17 protein-coding genes are annotated in these 20,326 nt (G+C 43.7%); 9 read left to right on the top strand and 8 right to left on the bottom strand.

Translation table 11 applies throughout. The features are described from left to right. Window positions 1–14: 14 nt before the first annotated feature. The 3 genes from ABDD95_RS06775 to ABDD95_RS06785 all read right to left on the bottom strand — a co-directional run bounded on the left by ABDD95_RS06775 (window position 15) and on the right by ABDD95_RS06785 (window position 3,217). A complete protein-coding gene (locus ABDD95_RS06775) occupies window positions 15–1,727 on the bottom strand; it encodes a peptidoglycan DD-metalloendopeptidase family protein (RefSeq protein ID WP_345951149.1) in 1,713 nt (570 codons plus the stop codon). A 4-nt stretch (window positions 1,728–1,731) separates the two neighbouring features. Next, window positions 1,732–2,343, bottom strand: coding sequence for a fumarylacetoacetate hydrolase family protein (locus tag ABDD95_RS06780; RefSeq protein WP_345951150.1), 612 nt, complete (start codon window positions 2,341–2,343; stop codon window positions 1,732–1,734). 364 nt (window positions 2,344–2,707) lie between these two features. Further along, window positions 2,708–3,217 (bottom strand): T9SS type A sorting domain-containing protein, encoded by a 510-nt coding sequence (locus tag ABDD95_RS06785; RefSeq protein ID WP_345951151.1) that lies wholly within the window; start codon window positions 3,215–3,217, stop codon window positions 2,708–2,710. Window positions 3,218–3,416: 199 nt separating this feature from the next. On the opposite strand from ABDD95_RS06785, the gene ABDD95_RS06790 reads away from it, so the two are divergent. Next, window positions 3,417–5,363 (top strand): KUP/HAK/KT family potassium transporter, encoded by a 1,947-nt coding sequence (locus ABDD95_RS06790; protein WP_345951152.1) that lies wholly within the window; start codon window positions 3,417–3,419, stop codon window positions 5,361–5,363. 100 nt (window positions 5,364–5,463) lie between these two features. Here the strand turns inward: ABDD95_RS06790 and ABDD95_RS06795 are convergent, their stop codons facing one another. Then, a complete protein-coding gene (locus ABDD95_RS06795) occupies window positions 5,464–6,123 on the bottom strand; it encodes a phosphatase PAP2 family protein (protein ID WP_345951153.1) in 660 nt (219 codons plus the stop codon). 74 nt (window positions 6,124–6,197) lie between these two features. Between ABDD95_RS06795 and ABDD95_RS06800 the strand changes: the two genes are divergently transcribed. The 3 genes from ABDD95_RS06800 (at window position 6,198) to ABDD95_RS06810 (ending at window position 9,955) form a co-directional block, all read left to right on the top strand. Beyond that, the gene (locus tag ABDD95_RS06800; RefSeq protein WP_345951154.1) at window positions 6,198–7,895 is read left to right on the top strand and encodes an amino acid permease; all 1,698 of its coding nucleotides are present in this window, start codon (window positions 6,198–6,200) and stop codon (window positions 7,893–7,895) included. Between the two features lie 408 nt (window positions 7,896–8,303). Next, a complete protein-coding gene (locus ABDD95_RS06805; protein ID WP_345951155.1) occupies window positions 8,304–9,356 on the top strand; it encodes an alpha/beta hydrolase in 1,053 nt (350 codons plus the stop codon). Window positions 9,357–9,430: 74 nt separating this feature from the next. Further along, on the top strand, window positions 9,431–9,955 hold the full coding sequence (locus ABDD95_RS06810; protein WP_345951156.1) for a hypothetical protein: 525 nt from the start codon (window positions 9,431–9,433) through the stop codon (window positions 9,953–9,955). A gap of 20 nt (window positions 9,956–9,975) precedes the next feature. Here the strand turns inward: ABDD95_RS06810 and ABDD95_RS06815 are convergent, their stop codons facing one another. The 4 genes from ABDD95_RS06815 to ABDD95_RS06830 all read right to left on the bottom strand — a co-directional run bounded on the left by ABDD95_RS06815 (window position 9,976) and on the right by ABDD95_RS06830 (window position 13,464). Next, window positions 9,976–10,743, bottom strand: coding sequence for an SDR family oxidoreductase (locus ABDD95_RS06815; protein ID WP_345951157.1), 768 nt, complete (start codon window positions 10,741–10,743; stop codon window positions 9,976–9,978). A gap of 129 nt (window positions 10,744–10,872) precedes the next feature. Then, window positions 10,873–11,868 (bottom strand): MlaD family protein, encoded by a 996-nt coding sequence (locus ABDD95_RS06820; RefSeq protein ID WP_345951158.1) that lies wholly within the window; start codon window positions 11,866–11,868, stop codon window positions 10,873–10,875. 1 nt (window position 11,869) lies between these two features. Then, window positions 11,870–12,643: an ATP-binding cassette domain-containing protein gene (locus tag ABDD95_RS06825; RefSeq protein ID WP_345951159.1), complete on the bottom strand. Its 774-nt coding sequence runs from the start codon at window positions 12,641–12,643 to the stop codon at window positions 11,870–11,872. Between the two features lie 11 nt (window positions 12,644–12,654). After that, window positions 12,655–13,464 (bottom strand): ABC transporter permease, encoded by an 810-nt coding sequence (locus tag ABDD95_RS06830; RefSeq protein ID WP_345951160.1) that lies wholly within the window; start codon window positions 13,462–13,464, stop codon window positions 12,655–12,657. A 149-nt stretch (window positions 13,465–13,613) separates the two neighbouring features. On the opposite strand from ABDD95_RS06830, the gene ABDD95_RS06835 reads away from it, so the two are divergent. From ABDD95_RS06835 to ABDD95_RS06855, 5 genes are all read left to right on the top strand, one after another. After that, complete coding sequence (locus ABDD95_RS06835; protein WP_345951161.1) at window positions 13,614–14,726, top strand: glycosyl hydrolase; 1,113 nt, start codon at window positions 13,614–13,616, stop codon at window positions 14,724–14,726. A gap of 134 nt (window positions 14,727–14,860) precedes the next feature. Next, on the top strand, window positions 14,861–16,039 hold the full coding sequence (locus tag ABDD95_RS06840) for an aldose epimerase family protein (RefSeq protein WP_345951162.1): 1,179 nt from the start codon (window positions 14,861–14,863) through the stop codon (window positions 16,037–16,039). Between the two features lie 210 nt (window positions 16,040–16,249). Further along, entirely contained in the window at window positions 16,250–17,713 is a 1,464-nt protein-coding gene (locus ABDD95_RS06845) for a hypothetical protein (RefSeq protein ID WP_345951163.1), read from the top strand. Window positions 17,714–17,782: 69 nt separating this feature from the next. Then, window positions 17,783–19,597, top strand: a complete 1,815-nt coding sequence (locus ABDD95_RS06850; RefSeq protein WP_345951164.1) for a cytochrome c peroxidase — start codon at window positions 17,783–17,785, stop codon at window positions 19,595–19,597. Window positions 19,598–19,745: 148 nt separating this feature from the next. Then, window positions 19,746–20,315 carry a C40 family peptidase gene (locus ABDD95_RS06855; RefSeq protein WP_345951165.1) on the top strand — a complete coding sequence of 190 codons (570 nt, stop codon included), beginning with the start codon at window positions 19,746–19,748 and terminating at the stop codon, window positions 20,313–20,315. The last annotated feature ends 11 nt before the right edge of the window (window positions 20,316–20,326 follow it).

The following is a 20,326-nucleotide window of genomic DNA, read 5'->3' on the forward strand; positions in this document are numbered from 1 at the left end:
TAAATATAGGTTACTTATCGGTTGAATGCTGCCGCGTATTGCGATACATTATCTTTTTGGTCGGTAACGGTTACCTCAAAAGTATGTTTACCTGCCGTGATGCTTTCGTCAAAGGTATATCTAAAAACGCGGGTTTTATAATCCTGTTCCAGCAAAATCCATTTACCGTCAATCTTGCCCACCACGGTTTTTACGCCAGAGAGGTTGTCGCTTGTGCGCAAGGCAATACTGCGTACACCAGCCAGGTTACTGCCATTGCGAATGTTAATTGGAGTTATTACCGGTGCAACGGTATCAACCCGTATATAAAAGTCGCCAAATGAAGCTGGTTTAGCTTTAACATAGCCATCCTGGTAAATGCCGCCCACTGAGCCGCCCATGGCGTTTACGATTACTGCTTTATTAGCCAGGCTGCCAATGCTGGCATCTGGCTTTATCCACAAGTCATAGTTAAGATGAATAGGGGTGAGCCGGTTGTGTACACGGTGTGTGGCCGAGTATGTGCCCGGCTTTTGCGGTAGCAGACTGTACTGAAAATCCACATCATCATATAAATTGCCGGGAGAAACTACCACTTTAAGCGGGCCGCTATTAAACTCGTTACGCTGATCGTACCGGAAACGGGTACCGGTGTAATTAACCACCGGCCTGTCCTTAGCAATGCTGGATTGTACTTTAAGCTTCAGGGTAGAAGTATTGCCGGCTATATCCTTAACCACATATTCCACATCGTGCAGCAAAGTGTCGCGGAAGCTGACAACGCCCCGGTTTTCTGACTGCGGATAAAGTGAAATATGGCTGCCCGGCGGCACAAAACATTTCTGTATCCAGCGCCTGGCTTTGATGTATTGCGGATAGTCGATATAGCCGTTAATAGCATGTGTTTGGTCAAATGCAAAACGTTCAACTGCAAACGTATACACTGTACGGCCGTCAACCTTTAGCTGTAGTGAGTAAAAGCCATTGCGGTTAACCGATGAGCTGTTCTGATCGTAAGCGGTTATACCGAAGCCTATATCGCCACTTAAAAACAGTGTTTGCGGTTTGGTTAAGCGGTAGTTGCCGCCAGCACCTGATACGTCATAATACTGGCGCAAGGTGTTTTCGCTAAAAGGGTGGCCATTAAGATGATATAAAGTAATGCTGTTAATTGCCGGCGGAATATTATCAGGGATGGTTAAGCCAAACAGTTGAGGATTAACAGTTTCTTCGGTTAACGAATCGCGTATTTCAAAGTGCAGGTGTGGCCCGCCTGATGCGCCGGTATTGCCCGATATGGCAATAAGCTGCCCTTTAGTAACCGGGAATTGAAATGGCTGCAGCCTGAAATCGGCCTCATAAGTTTGGTGCTCATACTGGTACTGACGCACAGCCTTGGCCAGTTCAGGTGTCAGGTGATCGAGGTGGCCGTAAACCGTTGTATAGCCGTTAGGGTGAGTTAAATAAACCGCATTTCCAAAGCCGCCTAGTTGCACACGCAAACGCGACACGTAACCATACATGGCAGCATGAACAGGGTAGCCTATTCGGCGGTTGGTCCTGAAATCGAGCCCAGAATGAAAGTGATTGGCACGCAATTCACCAAAGGAGCCAGCCGTACTTGGCGGTAAATCGAGCGGGTACTGAAACGCACCCAAGGGGTAAGTTTTACTTTTTACAATATCTTGCGCATGGCTACATGTGAACATAGCTATGCCTCCCAGCAAACAAATAATATTTTTTAGCATCAGCTTATTTAACGTGAAAATCGAGTAGTTTTTGTCCTTCCAGGTAACCTTCCAGGTGGTCTCCCGGTTTAACGGCAGCTACACCTTCTGGGGTACCGGTAAAGATCAAGTCGCCTTTTTTAAGGGTAATGTATTGAGATACAAAAGCAATTAGCCGCTCAAAAGAAAACAGCAGGTCTTTGGTGTTACCGTCCTGGCGTGTTTGCCCGTTTACATCAAGTTTTAAATTGATGTTATATAAGTCGGCAAACTGGCTTTTGGGTAAAAAGTTACTGATAGGTGCAGAGTGGTCAAACCCTTTGGCCAGTTCCCATGGCAAGCCCTTCTCTTTATGACGGCTTTGTATGTCGCGGGCGGTGAAGTCAATTCCCAAACCTATTTCGTCAAAATAATCGCCTGCAAATTTTTCGCTGATGTGCCTGCCTTCTTTGCTTACCTTCAATACCAGTTCAATCTCGTGGTGTACATCCTGCGAAAATTCCGGATGATAAAAAGGCTTATTGTCTTTAAGCAGTGCAGTGTCCGGTTTCATAAATATTACCGGCGTAGTAGGCACAGGGTTATTCAGTTCTTTAGCGTGTTCGGCGTAGTTGCGGCCAATGGCAATTATCTTCATAGCAAAATAGTGTGTACAAGGCCAAATCTATATTATTTACACAATAATTTAAGTTGTTGCGCCATGTAACTTTCAAGTAACAGAAATAATAACTTAAAGTTCAAGCATAAGTTTTAATGATTTTATATATTTAGAGCAACCAGTCAACGCTTTTCTTATGGAAGTTATGATCCCTTAAAAATGGAAGAGAGAGTACCTCATTGCCGTAAATGTAAAAAGCCTTACAGCTATCGTGTACCACGCACACGCCTGGTAAAGCGCTTGTTCTTTTTCTTACCTGTAAAAAGATTTTTTTGCAATACCTGCTTTAAGAAAAGGCATGTTTGGGCAGCAAATTGAGCGCCTAATAAGAATGTAAAAAGCTTTACAGTATCGTAATACGCTTTATCACCGATTCGGTGCCTACCATTACCCGTAAAAAGTAAAAACCACTGGTTAACCTGTTTGTAGCAATGTTATGAACAAAGGTCTTTTCGCCAGATTCCACCCTGTCAGAAAACAAAGTAGCCACATTGTTGCCTAACACATCCATAATTTTAATTGTTACGTTGCTGTTGCGCGATAACATGTATTTCAGTGTTATCTGATCGGTTACGGTAACTGGGTATATCTGCACATTGCTGAGCAGCTTATCGGTATTGGTTTGTACGCTCGGCTTTATGTTTGAGTAAGGCGACGGCTTTACCTGTGGCATTGAAGCGACGCTGATGCCATTTTTAAGGTAAGAACTTTTTTGATTAACCTTTGGTTTACGCACATAAATAGTGTCGCGCCGCGTGTCCTTACCGGGCCCCGCAGCAAAGGCAAAGTTTATGGCCATTGCCGAAGCAATTAATATTATCCATAAATGATTAAAAGTATATCTTTGCCCCATATTTACATTCAATTACAAAGGTACTAATAAATCAAGTTAATCGTTACAGTGTAAAAAGTACATATACATTTTTTAACAATTTTTAACAAAAATTGATTTGGCTGGTTATGCTACTAATCAGTTGATTTTAAACAGGTGACAGCCTGTTATGCGTTATTCTGCGCATGTTCTGAATTTTATAATTTTATTCATTCTAAAAGTGTCATCACACAATAAAGATCTGCAAAAACTGACAGCCGCCGGGTTGCTTATCAGTTTAGGAATTGTTTATGGCGATATTGGTACATCACCTTTATACGTTTTTAAAGCAATTGTAGGGGAAGAACCAATTTCAGAAGCACTGGTATTAGGCGGCGTCTCGTGTATCTTCTGGACGCTCACACTGCAAACCACTATAAAGTATGTCATGATCACGCTTCAGGCTGATAATAAAGGCGAGGGCGGCATATTTTCTCTATTCTCTTTAGTACGCCGGCGTGCCAAATGGCTTATTATACCGGCCATAGTTGGTGGCTGCGCTCTGCTCGCAGATGGTATTATTACACCACCAATTACCATATCTTCGGCTATTGAGGGGCTGCACACCCGGTATCCTCATTTGCCCACCATGAGCGTGGTTATTGCCATTATTGCTTTCTTGTTTTTTATCCAGCAGTTTGGTACCTCCTTAGTGGGTAAGGCTTTCGGTCCAATGATGTTTATATGGTTTACCATGATTGGTGTACTTGGTGTTAATTACATTGTGGAGATGCCATCGGTAGTGAAGGCACTAAACCCTTACTACGCTTACCATATATTAACCACCGATCCGGCTGCTTTTGCCATATTAGGTGGGGTGTTTTTGTGTACAACCGGGGCTGAGGCTTTGTATTCAGACCTTGGCCATTGCGGTCGTAAAAATATCAGGGCGAGTTGGGTATATGTAAAAAGCTGTTTAATTATCAATTACCTGGGGCAGGCCGTATGGTTACTGCAACACAACGGGCAAAAGCTTGATCTGGATAAACTGAATCCGTTCTATCAAATAATGCCCGAATGGTTCTTGATATTTGGTATCGGTATAGCTACTATAGCGGCTATTATCGCTAGTCAGGCATTAATTTCGGGGTCATATACGCTTATTGCCGAGGCGGTGCGTTTAAACTTGTGGCCTAAAGTAAAAATCAATTATCCGTCTGAGCAAAAGGGACAATTATACGTGCCCAGCATAAACTGGATTTTATTAGCGGGCTGTGTTGGCGTGGTGTTGCTTTTCCAGGAGTCTAAAAAGATGGAAGCTGCATACGGTTTAAGCATCACAATTGCCATGCTCATGACTACCATTTTAGTGTCTAAATTTTTGAGAAGACGTAAGGTGCCATCCTATCTGATCAATTTGTTCCTGGTGGTTTACGTACTGGTTGAAGGTACTTTTCTATACGGAAATTTGGGTCGGTTTGCTGCTGGCGGCTGGTTTACCGTAACTATAGGTGTGGTGCTCTTCGGCGTAATGTGGACCTGGCACACTGCCCGTAAAATCCGTAACCGCTATGTTAAGTTTGTTGAAGTTGAAGACTACTATGATATCTTAAAAGAGCTGAGTGAAGACGAATCGGTACCTAAGTATGCCTCGCAATTAGTTTACCTTACCAGCGCCAATTTTAACTCCGAGCTCGAGTCGAAGATTATTTACTCTATACTGCAAAAGCAACCTAAACGTGCCGATGTGTACTGGTTGGTGCATGTTGACGTTATGGATGAGCCGTATACCCGCGATTACGAAGTGGACTTTTTAGTGCCAAACAAACTAATCCGTATCGACTTTAAACTGGGCTTTAGGGTAGGGCAGCAAATAAACCTCTTATTCCGCAAAGTAGTAGAAGACTTGGTTAAGAACGGCGAGGTGGATATCACCAGCAGGTATGAATCTCTGAGCAAGCGTAAAATTGTGGGCGACTTTAGATTTGTGGTAATTGAAAAAGTGCTTTCGCGCTCACATAACCTGTCTTTTTACGAGCGCATTATTATGGCCGCATATAGCCAGCTTAAAAAGGTGAGTATATCTGAAGAACGCGGCTTTGGCTTAGACCTGAGCTTTGTAACGGTAGAAAAGGTACCGCTCATGCTTACCGACCCCGAAACGGTTACCATCAATCGTGTGATTTAATACATTATAACCATAAAAAAAGCCTGCTCATAAGCAGGCTTTTTTTATGGTTATAATTTCGGGGCGACGATTGCAATAGCTATTTATTGGGATAACACGATCATTTTCTTTTTAATATACCCCTGCTCCAACCTTGTGAATGCATAAATGGCCTATTATCCAGCCAGGTTATCCACATAATAGTGCTAAAGGTGCCCAATATAGAACCAGCTGTAACGTCTTCAAAAAAATGCTGACTCAAGTACATGCGCGAATAGGCAACCGACATAGCAAACAACAAAAAGATAAAGCCGTAACGTTTGTTTACTGCCACATAGGACAGCACTACCGCTGCAGAAAATGCCGTAACCGTATGGCCGGAAGGAAAACTGTTGTTATGCAACATGTTAATGCCCTTTACAAAGTGAATGGTGCTCAATTGTTTTTCGAAGTATACCACAGGCCGTGGCGCATGATAAATGTGTTTTACAATCTGTACCAGTATACCGCTAATGGCGAAGCTACTAGCTACTAAAAGCGTTTTACGGTAACTATGGCAAAGCATAATAAAAGTTATGATGAGTACCATATAAAATTCGCCTAAGTGGGTAGCGTAGGGAAAGATATAATCGCCGATGTTGCTGTGTAACGCGTTTAGGGAAAAATAGATCTCTTCGCGGGTATAGTTAATCTTGATTATTAAACAAGTAACTAATACAGCTAAATATGGTAAAAAGAATAGTCTTATCTGGTGTAAAACATCGGTAATGCGGGCGTTCATGTTACAAATTAAGCACAATATAACTAATCACATAAAATTTGGTTATGTTTGGTACTGCAAACTATTTAACGTACATGTCGAAAAGTATATTTCGCAAAAAATCCCTTGATAAAATTCTGGCCGATGTGCAAAGCGGCTTTAGCGACAGCGAACACTCAGGCACACACCTCAAAAAAGAACTCCGTGTAAAAGATTTAACCCTGATGGGTATTGCTGCTGTAGTGGGCGCCGGTATATTCTCAACCATAGGCACCGCCTCGTTTAACGGCGGACCAGGAGTTAGCATTCTGTTCATACTTACGGCAATTACCTGTGGCTTTTCGGCCATGTGCTATGCTGAGTTTGCTTCACGTATACCGGTAGCTGGCAGCGCCTATACCTATGCTTATGCTTCTTTTGGTGAATTAATAGCCTGGATTATTGGCTGGGATTTATTGATGGAATATGCCATTGGTAACATTGCGGTTGCTATATCATGGAGCGAATACTTTGTAAACCTGCTCGAAGGTTTTCACATTCATTTGCCCCGTTATCTCACTATGGACTACTTTTCGGCCTTTAAGGGGTACGAACAGTTGCAGCAGCTAACAGCATCCGGCCATGCTGCCGAAATAACGGAACGTATTAAAGCCGAAGCCCTTGCCTGGAGCACAGCGCCCGGCATAGGCGGAATAAAATTTGTAGCAAACCTGCCGGCTTTACTAATTGTAGTGCTGATTACCTACCTCGTATACATTGGTATACGCGAAACCAAAAAAGTAACCAACGCCATGGTACTGCTCAAAGTAGGCGTGGTGATTGCTGTAATTGTTTTAGGCTTTTTTTACGTTACACCAGCCAACTGGCACCCCTTTATGCCTAATGGCTTTAGCGGGATGATGAAAGGCGTATCGGGCGTATTTTTTGCCTATATAGGTTTTGATGCCATTTCTACCACTGCCGAGGAATGTGAGAACCCACAGCGCGACTTACCAAAGGGGATGATTTACTCCCTTATTGTATGCACTGTTTTGTATGTACTTATTGCGCTGGTGCTTACCGGTATGGTTAGTTACAAAGAGTTGCAGGTTGGCGATCCGCTGGCATTTGTATTTGCAAGAGTGGGTTTAACCAACATTAGTTACGTGATATCCGTTAGTGCAGTAATAGCCACCGCGAGTGTGTTGCTCATCTTCCAGATGGGGCAACCGCGTATATGGATGAGCATGAGCCGTGATGGTTTATTGCCAAAAGCTTTTTCGCGTATACATCCCAAATTTCAAACACCTTCATTTGCTACTGTTGTAACCGGTTTTGTGGTGGCTATACCTGCTTTGTTCATGAATTTAACTGAAGTGACCGACTTAACCAGTATAGGAACCCTGTTTGCTTTTGTGCTGGTATGTGGGGGCGTGTTGTTGCTGCCCAAAACCGAAGCTGTAAAGGGTAAGTTTCGCATTCCCTATGTGAACGCTAAATGGATTGTGCCAATTCTGTTCATAGCCGGTATGATATTCTTTTGGAAACCTATGATGGCCATGTTTGCTGAAGAGAATAGTCATGAACGCTTTCCGTTTCTGTTGTTCATTATCTTATCAGCCGCATTAGCGGTGCTTTCTTTCGTTAAAAATCTTTCATTGATACCCGTGTTGGGCTTGTTAAGTTGCTTTTATTTAATGACGGAATTGGGCTACATTAACTGGCTGCGTTTCCTGATCTGGCTGGTGATAGGTTTGGTGATCTATTTTACCTACGGCTACAAAAACAGTCGTTTAGGTAAAGAAGCGGTTTAGTGTTGCCACGCATTACACTTTGGCCAAGGCTTAAGCATTTTAACAGAATGGTTAAGAACGCTTGGCTTGAAAGGTTGCCCAATGATGTCCCAAACGAGGGAGCGGAAAAACAGTGAGGACTGGAAGTAAGTATAGCCTGGCAATGTACCGCTAAGCAAAGGCGAGGTTGGGTGAAATCAATTGGTAAGCCAAGCAGGTATTTGTTCATGGTGGAGAATCTTAATGCCATAAAAACAAAGGTTTTCAACGAAGCCAAAGGCATGTAACAGGATTGTTTTATCCTTACTTAAACAATTTGCCAGTGTTTAGGCTTTGGCTCTTATCATTATGCTACGCCTTATTGTATTAATCTTACTTTTTTTTGCATCACTGCTTACTTGCTTTAAAGCGCCTACATACCACTTATGGATGCTGGCTATTCTAGTAAGCGAGTATGGGCTGCTTTTTATCGGCGTTACAGTGCTGGTTTTGTTAAGCGGCTTGTGGATTAAAAAATATCAGGTGTTAGGTACAGCCGCAGGAATAATTACCCTGGCGCTTTTGTTATTGCCTATAGTAAAGGCTTATAACGTCGGTACCAATATAAAAGCCGATATAGACCGGGCGTTTTTACTTTGCGGAAAGCCTGCAAAAACATTTTCTTCCGCATTTAAGCCTTTTACCTTTTCTAAGCTTTTTCGGAAAGATCCGCAATCTGCTTTCCAAACGTTAAAGTACGTAAGCTATCCGGACACCTCTTTAACGCTTGATTATTACAAAAGCAATGCTACAGGCAAGCGGCCGTGCATAGTAGTTATACACGGCGGATCGTGGAGTAGTGGCGATAGCCGGCAACTGCCCGAACTAAATGCTATGTTATCTCAGTCTGGCTATCAGGTGGCCAGCATTAACTATCGTTTGGCCCCTCGTTGGAAAAGCCCCGCCCCCTTGCAGGATGTAAAGGCTGCATTAACCTATTTACGCAAACATGCCTGCCAATTGCAGATTGATACCGGTAAGATCATCCTGTTAGGCCGATCAGCCGGTGCACAAATAGCTTTACTTGCGGCTTACACCCTTAAGCAGCAAGGCATTAAAGGGGTAATAGATTTTTACGGGCCCGCCGATATGGTTTGGGGATACTCAGTGCCCGCACCTAAGCTGATTATGGATTCGCGCGGTGTAATGGCTAATTATCTGGATGGCTATTATTCAAAAGTTCCGCAAAATTATGCCGGTAGCTCACCTATAAGGTATGTTAGCGTGCAAAGTGTGCCAACGCTCATCATTCACGGTGCTAATGATGTGCTGGTAGCTTATGAGCATAGCCGCCGATTGAGCGAGAAACTTAAGCAAAATGGTGTACCGCACTATTGGCTGCAGTTGCCTTGGGCAACTCACGGGTTCGATCATCACCTTAACGGGCCAGGTGGACAATTATCCTCCTTTGCGGTTCAGCAATTTTTACGGCAGATATTGTAACAGTATTGTTGGGTTGCTTAAAAACAAATGCGTGTATTGGTACTTAATTAGTTAGTATTAATTAAATCAGCATTATGAAACACGCCTTTATCTTCGCCACCAATGTTTTTATTAGTGGTGAGCGCACAATAAGCTATGCCACTGAAGATCAGAAGATAGAATTTTTAAAAATTTTATCCTTTTACGAGCATCACAGTAATAATACGCCCGATAAAGTTTTGCGCATCGATGCCCAAATAGGCACATCAGACGGGGTTAATTTCAATATTCAGGATAACCAACTCGATGCAGGAACTAACACTGAAGCGCGCATAAGTGACAAACGTATTCAATTGTTTCGCCCGGGCCATGAAGAGCCGGTATTGGATGTGCGACAATTGGATGAAGATGAATATAAAGAGTTATCGAGTCACATTGTTAACGAGATTGACGCACAGCACGCTTACCCGGTGCTTATGGTCAGAGGCGATTTTAGCGTGAACGGGCACCGTATTGTAATTGATAATGACAAGCTCTTTGTTAACGGAGACGACTTTGCCAATGGTGTTACCAACGCCCATGAAGGAGTCATCTTAAGACCGAATGACTCGGCGTATTGAGCAACAACAAAGTAGGAAGTTTAAGCGCGCAGATAGGAAGCGCCATTTAAGTCGATTATGCCGGCGGTAGTAAACTCAAAGCCTGGCGAAGCGTATACGGCAGCCACACGGGCAACTTCCTGCGTTTCGGCCACACGGTTATATGGGCTTTGTTTTTTAATGGCTATGCCTTCCTCGCTGTTCAATAGTTCGGCTGTCATGTCGGTTTCTACAAAACCGGGCGCTATAACATGAACGCTGATGTGATGCGGCGCCAAACTTACCGCTAAGGACTGACTCATGGCATTTAGCCCGGCTTTACTGGCTGCATAGGCAGGATGGTTGGGCTCGCCTCGAAATGCACCTCGTGAAGAAATATTAATGATTTTGCCGCCGCCTTTTTGAATCATATGTCTTGAAGCAAAAAAGCACAGGTTGGCTACGCCGTTGAGGTTGGTGCTGATGGTATCTTCCCAACTCTGCAGCCATTGCGCATAGCTCACCTCATCTATTTTATGTTCAAGGTATACGCCGGCATTGTTAACAATAACATCTATACGGGGGTAATGCTGAAGCAGCTTGGTAAAAAAGCGTTCTACATTTTTAGGATGACGTTGATCTAACTGAAAGAGGCCATGATTGCCACGTGGGTCTAACTCACTCAGTGTGCGCTCGGCCTCGTCATGGTTAATGTTATAAGTGATAATAACATCAGCGTTGAGTGATGCAAACAATTGAGCGCAAGCCTTACCTATGCCCCTTGAGCCACCTGTAATAAGTACAGTTTTGCCGGTGTAATCAATTAACATAACTTGCTCTTGTTTTCTTATGGTTTAAGTATTGTTTTACTATTACGCAAAACAAGAGTAAATGTTACCTCGGCATTATATAAAGTTTAGCGCCCTAAGTAACAAGTTTGTTATGATATTTTTAGCGGCTTACTTTTTTTGCTGCACTTCTGCTGCTTTTTCGCGCTCTTTATCACGTTTTTTGAAAAATCCGCGAAGCAGGAAGTTGTGCTGAACGGCCTCAAGGTCGTCGTTTAACTTAATGGAGCTTTGGTTAAGATAATCAAGAGTGCTTTTTAATTGATTAGCCGTTGGCTGATCATTCAGCAGAACACCAATCGCATTGTCGTTAGTGTTTAGCTTATTACTGGCTTTGTTCAAATTGTCGGTCAAAGTACTTGCCTTCGCAGTTGCTTCCTGTAACTGGTTAGCTGATTGTTGCAACTTGGCAAATACAGCAGTGTCAGTCAGCATTTTATCAGCCAAACCGCCTTTAGTGTTCATTTTGTTGCCAAAGCGGCTCAGTTGATCGGCCATGGTTGCGGTACGTGCAGTTGTAGTTTGCAGGTTTTGTACCATGGCCCTAAATTGCATGGCTAGGCTTGAGTCGGCCAGTAAAGAGCCGGCTAAACCTTTGCCTTCTACCAATTTCTTGCTAAGCGTTTTAAAATCGTTGGTGATAACCAACAGGTTTTCGTTGTTTTTCTGGAAGGTCTTCATGATCTCATCAGTAGAGAGCATACCTTTTGAATTTAACAAATCGCCATCCTGAATGGTAGGGGCAGAGGGGCTGCCGCCATCAATGGTGATGATTTTGTTGCCAATAAAGCCTTCGGAACTTATAGCTGCAGTCGCATCTCTGTGAACAAACTGCTGTATAGCCTGATCAACATTAAACTCTACGTCAACCTGGTTTACGCCGGTGAACGATATGTTTTTAATGGTACCTACCTTAACGCCCGAAAACCAAACGTTGTTGCCTTTAATTAAGCCCGAAACGTTATCAAAACGCGCTTTTAAGTGCAAGCCTTTAGCAAAGCTTTTTTGCTGGTTACCTAACGTAAATATGGCTACCACTAAAATAGCCAAACCCACGGCGATGAACAAGCCCACCCAAAAAGCATATTTATTTTCCTTTAATTCCATCTTAATTGATAAAGTTATAGTCGTAAAATTGTTTCACCCGTTCATCTTCGCTTGTAAACACTTCTTCAAAGCTGCCCTGGCGCTGAAACTGCCCATCCAGTAACATGGCTACACGGTTGCCTGTAGCCTTGGCACAGGTTAAATCGTGCGTTATAATAATAGATGATGTATTGAAACGCTCCTGAACGCGGTTAATCAAATTATTAATTTCCATTGAGGTAATTGGATCTAAACCAGCGGTTGGTTCATCATACAGCATAATTTCGGGCCGTAATATGAGTGTACGGGCAATGCCTATACGCTTACGCTGACCGCCCGATAACTCGGCCGGCATCTGGTTAATGGTTTGCTTTAAACCAACCGCCTCCAGCACCCGCTCCACCATCTCATCGATCTCTCTGCGGCGTAAATTTTTTTGGTTACGCACCAGCGGAAACTCAAGATTTTTGCGCACAGTCATACTGTCGTATAAAGCACTGTTTTGAAAGGAGAAACCTATGCGGCGGCGTAAATCTTCTAACTCCCTGGGTGTAATAGTTGTTACCTCGTTGCCCAGTACATTTACCGAACCTGCATCAGCGCGGAGTAAGCCCGAAATAATCTTGATCAATACCGATTTTCCGGTACCCGAACGGCCAAGTACTACCAGGTTTTCATTCTTATATAGATCAAGGTCAACGCCACGCAGTACGTGGTAATCGCCAAACGACTTAGTAAGGCTTTTAATACTGATTACCTTTTCGTTGTAATTTATGGATGAATTTTCTTTGCCCATGTCATAAATTCTTAGCGGAACCAGCCGGTTATCTGCACTATAATTACTTCTTCAATAAACACCAAAAACATAGCTGTTACTACGGCCGAGTTAGCCGCCTTACCCACACCCGACGTGCCGCTCGATGAGTTCCAGCCTTTGTAAGCGCCCACAATGCCTATCGTAAAGCCAAACACCATAGATTTGATGATGGATGATTCGAAATCAATAAAGCCGAGTGGCTGAAAAAATTGCTGTATGTAAGTGCTAAAGCTGGTACCTTCATTCACCATTACGTTTAAATAACCACCCAGCATGGCAATCAAGCCGTTATATATAGCCAAAATAGGAATACTGATAGTGGTAGCCAGCGTGCGGATGCACACCAGGTATTTAAATGGGCGCGTACCCGATACTTCCATTGCGTCGATTTGTTCGGTTACCCGCATAGAGCCCAGTTCGGCTCCTATACTGGAGCCCACCCGGCCAGCGCTTATCAAGGCCGTAACTAATGGTGCCAGTGCCCGCATAAGCGCAATGGATACCAATGATGGGATCCACGAGGTTGCCCCGAACTGAACCAGTGACGGACGCGACTGTTTGGTGAAAATCAGCCCTACAATAAATCCGGTTACTGTAATAAGCAATAACGAACGCACGCCCACTTCCCAGCACTGTTTAATCAGTTCCCTGAACTCGTAAGGCGGCACAAAGGCTTCCTTAAAAAAGCGACCAATAAAGCGGAATACGTCGTAAACGTCTACAAAAAACTGGGTAAAGCCTTTAAATATAGACGGTACTGCTTTCGCTTCCGTTGCTGATGTGCTATTTTGTGTATCCATTAATTAAGCTGGTAAAATTACACCATATTTTCAACTAACCGCCAAATAACAGCAAAGTATTGGCAAAACTTTGTAAGTGCTTTGTAAAAACTGTTTTGATAAGCATATTTGAAGTAATGATAAATAAAAGGCATTGCATACTTATTACCATGCTGTTAAGTATAATGCAAATTGCTGTTGCCCAGCAGCAAGCTCCGGCAGATACGCTGGCCACAACCGAAACCCGGTGGCTGTTGAGCAGTATGCGGAAGCTTACCGGTGCAGGGGTGTTGTTTGGTCATCATGATGCTACAGCATATGGTGTAAATTGGCGTTTAAAGGATAGCTCTGACATAAAGAACGTTACAGGCAGCTATCCCGCAGTTTACGGCTGGGACCTTTCGGGTATTGAAGTAGATAGTACTTATGATATTAATGCCATACCGTTTGCAACGCAAAGCCGGTTGGTGCGCGAAGCTTATGAGCGGGGAGGCGTTAACACTTTTTGCTGGCACATGCACAACCCAGTAAATGGCAAGTCGGCCTGGGATACTGTTGGCACCACGGTTAATCAATTATTGCCGGGCGGTAGTTTTCATCAAACCTACCTAACTTACTTAGACAAGGCTGCTAAATATATAAGCACCCTTAATGGCCGCGATGGTGAGCCTATTCCCATTTTGTTCAGACCTTTTCATGAATTAACAGGTGAGTGGTTTTGGTGGGGTATTTACACCGCCACGCCCGACGAGTTTAAGGAGTTGTGGCGATTTACGGTAGACTATCTGCGCAATACCAAAAAGCTGCATAACTTGCTCATGGTATACTCGGCCGCCGATTTTTATGAGGAATTGGAACTGCTGGAACGCTACCCCGGCGATGATTATGTTGATTTTATGGGGTTTGATCGCTATTGCTTCGATAGCACTGCATTATACCAACGCAATATGAACCGCCAATTAAAACTATTGCAGCAGGTGGCTGATGAGCATCATAAACTAACTTGTATTGCCGAAACCGGCTACCAGGGCTTACCAGTAGCCAACTGGTGGACTGAAACCCTGGGGCCTATATTATCTCAAAACAATAAGATTTCGTACCTGTTGATTTGGCGTAATAACGGGCCGGAGCATTATTACGCGCCCTATCCGGGGCAGGTTAGTGCACCTGATTTTAAACAGTTTTATCAAAACAATTATATAATGTTTCAGGATAAGCTTACACCGCTTGAGATTTACGGCCCAAAGCATGCACAGCGCTATAACCGCAAGGCCGGTCCGTGAATAAATGTAGATTAAACAATTATTGCGAATACTGATTTTTTTACACATTTTAGGCGGCCTGATTACAGCAGTTAACGGAGAGGAACAGACGCTTGTAATGAGGTAAAACGATTCTAAAACCCAATTAACCTGTTATGATAAACTTAAAAAGTAAAAGTTTTTATGCAGCTATGCTGGCAGCCGGTTTACTATCGGTAGCAGCCTGCAACCAATCATCTAACAAACAATCTACTAATATGACAGACAGTACCACCAACACTGGGCAACTGCCGGCGGCTTCAGGCTTCGAGAAAACTATCGACGGTAAGCAAACCAAACTTTACGTATTAAAAAACAGCAAGGGCGTGCAGGCAGCCATTACCAATTACGGCGGTCGTTTGGTTAGTATGCTGGTGCCCGATAAAAGCGGTAAAATGGTAGACGTAGTAGCGGGTGCAGGCAGTGTAGACGGTTTTGAGGATGCTAAAGGTAATTACTACGGCGCGTTGATTGGCCGTTACGGCAACCGCATAGGCAATGCTAAATTCACTTTAGAAGGTAAAGAATACAAGCTACCTGCTAACAACGGTCCTAATACCTTACATGGAGGTAAAGAAGGTTTCGACGTAAAAGTTTGGGATGCTAAGCAGGTTGATGATCATACCTTAGAGCTTTCATACCTATCGGCCGATGGCGAGCAAGGCTTTCCGGGCAACCTGAAAACCACGGTTACCTATAAGCTAACAGATGATAACGCTTTAGAGATTTCCTATAATGCTACTACAGATAAGCCTACGGTGGTTAATTTAACCAACCATGCTTATTATAACTTAAATGGTAATGGCAGCGGATCTATTTTAAAGCACAGCTTACAATTGGCAGCCGATGCTTATACCCCGGTTGACAGCACCCTGATACCAACCGGTAAAATTGCCCCGGTTGATGGTACACCATTCGATTTTAGAAAAGCGACTACGATAGGCGCCCGTATTAATGAAGGCGATGAACAATTGAAAAACGGCCAGGGCTATGATCATAACTTTGTATTGAACAAGCATGATCTTAAAACGCCGATTGCCACTGTACAAGGCGATAATACCGGCATTGTAATGGAGGTGTTTACTGAGGAGCCGGGCATCCAGTTTTATAGCGGTAATTTTATGAAGGGCGAGTTCAAATTTAAAAATGATGTGAAGGATGATAACCGCACTGCGTTTGCATTAGAAACACAACATTTTCCAGACTCACCTAATAAACCTTCGTTCCCGTCAACAGAGTTAAAGCCAGGGCAAACTTATAAAACTACCACTATTTATAAATTTTCGGCTAAGTAGTAGTTAGGCATTATAAGGCTTTAATTCATAAAGGGCCTGCAGCAAATCTTTTAGAAGATTTACTGCAGGCCCTTTTGCTGTGTGATGCCTGGATGTATGGTAGCCGAATGCTGTTTAGAATGATTCCATGTTTTGCGCTTAACAATACGTTAAACCCGCGCTTATCTTAACGTTACAGTGGCAGGTTAAGTTTGCTGCAAATAATTACTCATGAAAAATTTGTACGCAAAAAAATTAGGTCTGGCATTTACAGCATCGGCTATAGCGGTGGCTGCATTTGTTGCCGGTTGTGGTAAGGATGATGATGGCGGCGAAGAAACCACAAACCCGGTAATGCTAAAAAATTACTCGGCCACCCCGGCACTGCTCTTAAAGAAAGCAGGCTTTGAAAGTATTGAGGTTTTCTCGCTTTTTAGTTCTGAAGACAAGTTTGAGCAATCTCCTAATTACATTTTTGGTGGTTCGGCAGATGGTGCAGGTGTGGTTAAAAATCCTGACGGAAGCGGTTATATAATGATGGTGAACAACGAGGACAATTACTCCGTGTCGCGCATTACCTTAGATAATAATTTTAAACCTGTAAAGGGTGAATATGCACTTAACTCTGATGGTGGGCAATGGCGCCTGTGCTCCGGCACCATGGTTACCCCGGCCGTACACGGCTTTGGCCCGTTATACTTAAGTGCCGGCGAAAGCGCGGTTGAAGCACAAACACATAGCTTAAATCCGTTTACAGCAGGCTTGCAAAGCAATACGGTAACACAGGGCTTTAGTCACTGGAGCGCTGAAAACGCTGTTCCGTTGCCTAAAGATGCGTATACAGGTAAAACCGTTGTACTCATAGGCGAGGATGCTGATGACACATCAGGTGGCCAGTTAGTACTTTATGTATCTAATACTGTAGGCGATCTTAACAATGGCTCACAGTATATGCTCAAACGTACTGATAACAATCAAAAAGAAACTGATATAGCCGTTGGTACCAGCTACGATGTAGAATTTGTGAAGATAGAGAATCATAAAACGCTTACAGGTGCGCAGATCCAGGCGATGGTTGATCCGCTCAAAGCCATCAAATTTGGCCGTGTTGAGGATGTTGACTACCGCAAAGGAGGTGGTGCTAATAGTCGCGAAATATACTTCAACGTAACCGGGCAAGCTGCTACCGTTGCTAATGCTGATAAGTCCAGAACTGTTTTTGGCCGCACGTACAAGTTGGTAATGGATGTTAATGATCCGACTAAAGGTAAAATGGAGTGTATCCTGGATGGTGATAATGATAATGGTCCTGCTAAAGATTTCCAAAACCCGGATAATATCTGTGTAACCAACAACTACGTATACATTCAGGAAGATTCGAACACTTACGGTGCCGAAACACATGATGCTTATATTTATCAATACAATATTGCTACCAAAGAGCTAAAAGTAGTATTAGAGTTAGACCACCGCCGTAATGACCCTAAATTTGGCGCTACTGCTGCAAAGGGCAACTGGGAATACGGTGCACTGGTTGATATATCTGACGTTGTGGGTATACCGGATACGTTTACTTTATCGATACAGCCACACACCTGGACCGGTAACGCATTTAAAAGCCCTGACGGTGGCACAAAACGACCAAGTGAAAGCCAGGCCAGCCAGGTTGTGGTATTAAAAGGCTTACCCCGTTAACGTTCTTAAAATCAATATCCTTATCCTCCGGGCGCTCGTCCGGGGGATTTTCTGTTTTAACTATCCGGAATGAAAAAATTATTGATTGTAATTTTTCTGCTGTCTACCATATTATGGCTGGCCTGCAGGCAGCGTAATCAACAAACACATGCCCAGCAGGTCCAAGCTTTCCAATTGTTGCAGGTAGAGCACGCCGACTCAGCCCTTAGGCAATTAAGATTATTGGTAAAAACCGGAGCGCAAACCTTGGTCTTACAACAGGCTTTTAAAAACGCGCGTTTGGCCTACAAGCGTACCGAATTTTTAACCGAATATTATACACCTGTTACCGCCAAGGCACTGAACGGCGCTCCTATACCCGTAATGGACGACAATGACCAGCACCGTATAGACCTTCCAGAGGGCTTTCAGGTAATTGAGCCCTATTTGTTCCCGGTGATTGATGGAAATAATAAAGCTGAATTGCTGAAGCAACTCGATATGATGATACCGAGCTTTAAACGGCTGAAACAACTCACTCAAACGCAGGAACTGGCCGATGCACAGATATTTGATGCCATGCGACTGGAGGTCTTCCGCATCATTACGCAAGGCATTACCGGTTTTGACGCGCCAATTGCACAAAACTCAATGGCCGAGGCATCGGCGGTTTTAAGCACTTTGCATGATGTACTGGCTATTTATGAAGATGATATTACAAGTAAAGACGAAAACCTATACCAACAGCTGCAACAAACTATCGGCAAGAGCAGGCGGTACTTAAGCCAGCATACCGGCTTTAATAGTTTCAACCGTATGGCGTTTATTATGCAATATGCTAACCCGCTTTCTGTAAACCTGGCCAAAGCATCGCATCTGCTTGGCATTGATAAGTTTTTGGAAATGAGGGCGCTTAAAGCAAATGCCAAAACCGTGTTTGATGAGCATGCTTTTGACCCCGACTATTATACGGCAAGCTATGATGCCCACAGCAGCCCCGCCAAAGTGGAGCTGGGTAAACGCCTGTTTTATGATCCCATTCTATCAGGCACGGGCAAGCGCTCATGCGCCAGTTGCCACGAACCGCCAAAGGCTTTTACCGATGGCTTAGTTAAAAGCGAATCCATCGATGGTAAGACGCGCATTCGCCGCAACACACCAACACTGCTTAATGCCGGGTTACAACCCGCATTGTTTTATGATAACCGCGTAGCTTACCTAGAAGATCAGGCAACGGATGTAATAAATAATAAGGACGAAATGCATGGCTCGTTGCCGGCGGCGCTTAAACGCCTCGGTGCAAACCCGGCATACAACGGCTTGTTTAAAAGGGCTTTTCCGAAGGTAAAGGAGCCGGTTACCGATTATAACCTGCGTAATGCTTTAGGCAGCTATATACGCTCGCTCGAAAGTTTAAACTCACCTTTTGATAAATACATGCGGGGCGACCGTACGCAACTAAATGCCGCCGAGGTAAACGGGTTTAATTTATACATGGGCAAAGCTAAATGTGCAACCTGTCACTTTATGCCGCTGTTTAACGGCACCGTACCGCCCGACTACAGGACCATAGAGACAGAGGTAATTGGTGTGCCTGCAATAGCTGGAAAGCTGGGTATTGATGACGATAAAGGTAAGTATGAACTTCGTAAAATTAACTTGTACAAGTATGCCTTTCGTACACCTACAGTACGTAACATTGCCTTAACAGCGCCTTACATGCACAACGGCGTATTTAAAACGCTTGAAGACGTGGTTGATTTTTACAACAAGGGTGGCGGCCTAAGTGCCGGCGCCAACCTGCCTAACCTTACCCTGCCGTTTGATGAACTGCATTTAACACCGCAGGACCAAAAAGATATTGTAGCGTTTTTGAAAAAATTGACAGATACAGGTACCAAATAAATTCGTTGTAATCATTCTAAAAGCAATTGAGATCGTCATATCGAGCGTATGCGAAATATCTTTTTAAACTATTAAACTTAAAAGACCTATACGTCGTTTAAGGTTCCTGGTACTTGCCTCTTGTTTCTATATTCTTTACCTTTAATTTATGATATTTAGTCGTTCCCCCCGGTTAGTTATGCTGCTGGTTATAATATGTGCTGTGCTGTCCTCCTGTAAATCCAAAAAGGCGGTGCTGAAAGGCTCGCCCGGCGATGTTGTAAAGCCGCAGGCATTTATAGCCGAAAAATATGCTGGTATAATGGGGGTAAGCGAAAATGACATTGCCAACGGCCGGTTGTATAACTTTATAGAACAATGGTATGGTACACCTTACAAATTTGGTGGCATGGACCATGATGGCGTTGATTGCTCGGGACTAACCTTGTTGCTGCAACAGCAGGTTTATGGTATCACCATTCCGCGTAATACGGGTAAGCAAATTAATGCCATTAAACGTAAGTACGAAGAAGAACTACAGGAGGGCGATCTGGTGTTCTTTGATTTTGATGGTAAAAAATTTAGTCACGTTGGGGTTTACCTCCAAAACGGCTACCTGGTACATGCCAGCACACGCCGTGGTGTAATGATCGTCAAACTGCGAGATCCATCTATGTACAAATACTTTTCGCGCGGCGGGTCGGTTTCCAATACAACCAATATTGCTCAGAATGAATAACTTTAGTTACA

It is taken from the genome of Mucilaginibacter sp. PAMB04274 (genome assembly GCF_039634385.2).
Taxonomy (GTDB): domain Bacteria; phylum Bacteroidota; class Bacteroidia; order Sphingobacteriales; family Sphingobacteriaceae; genus Mucilaginibacter.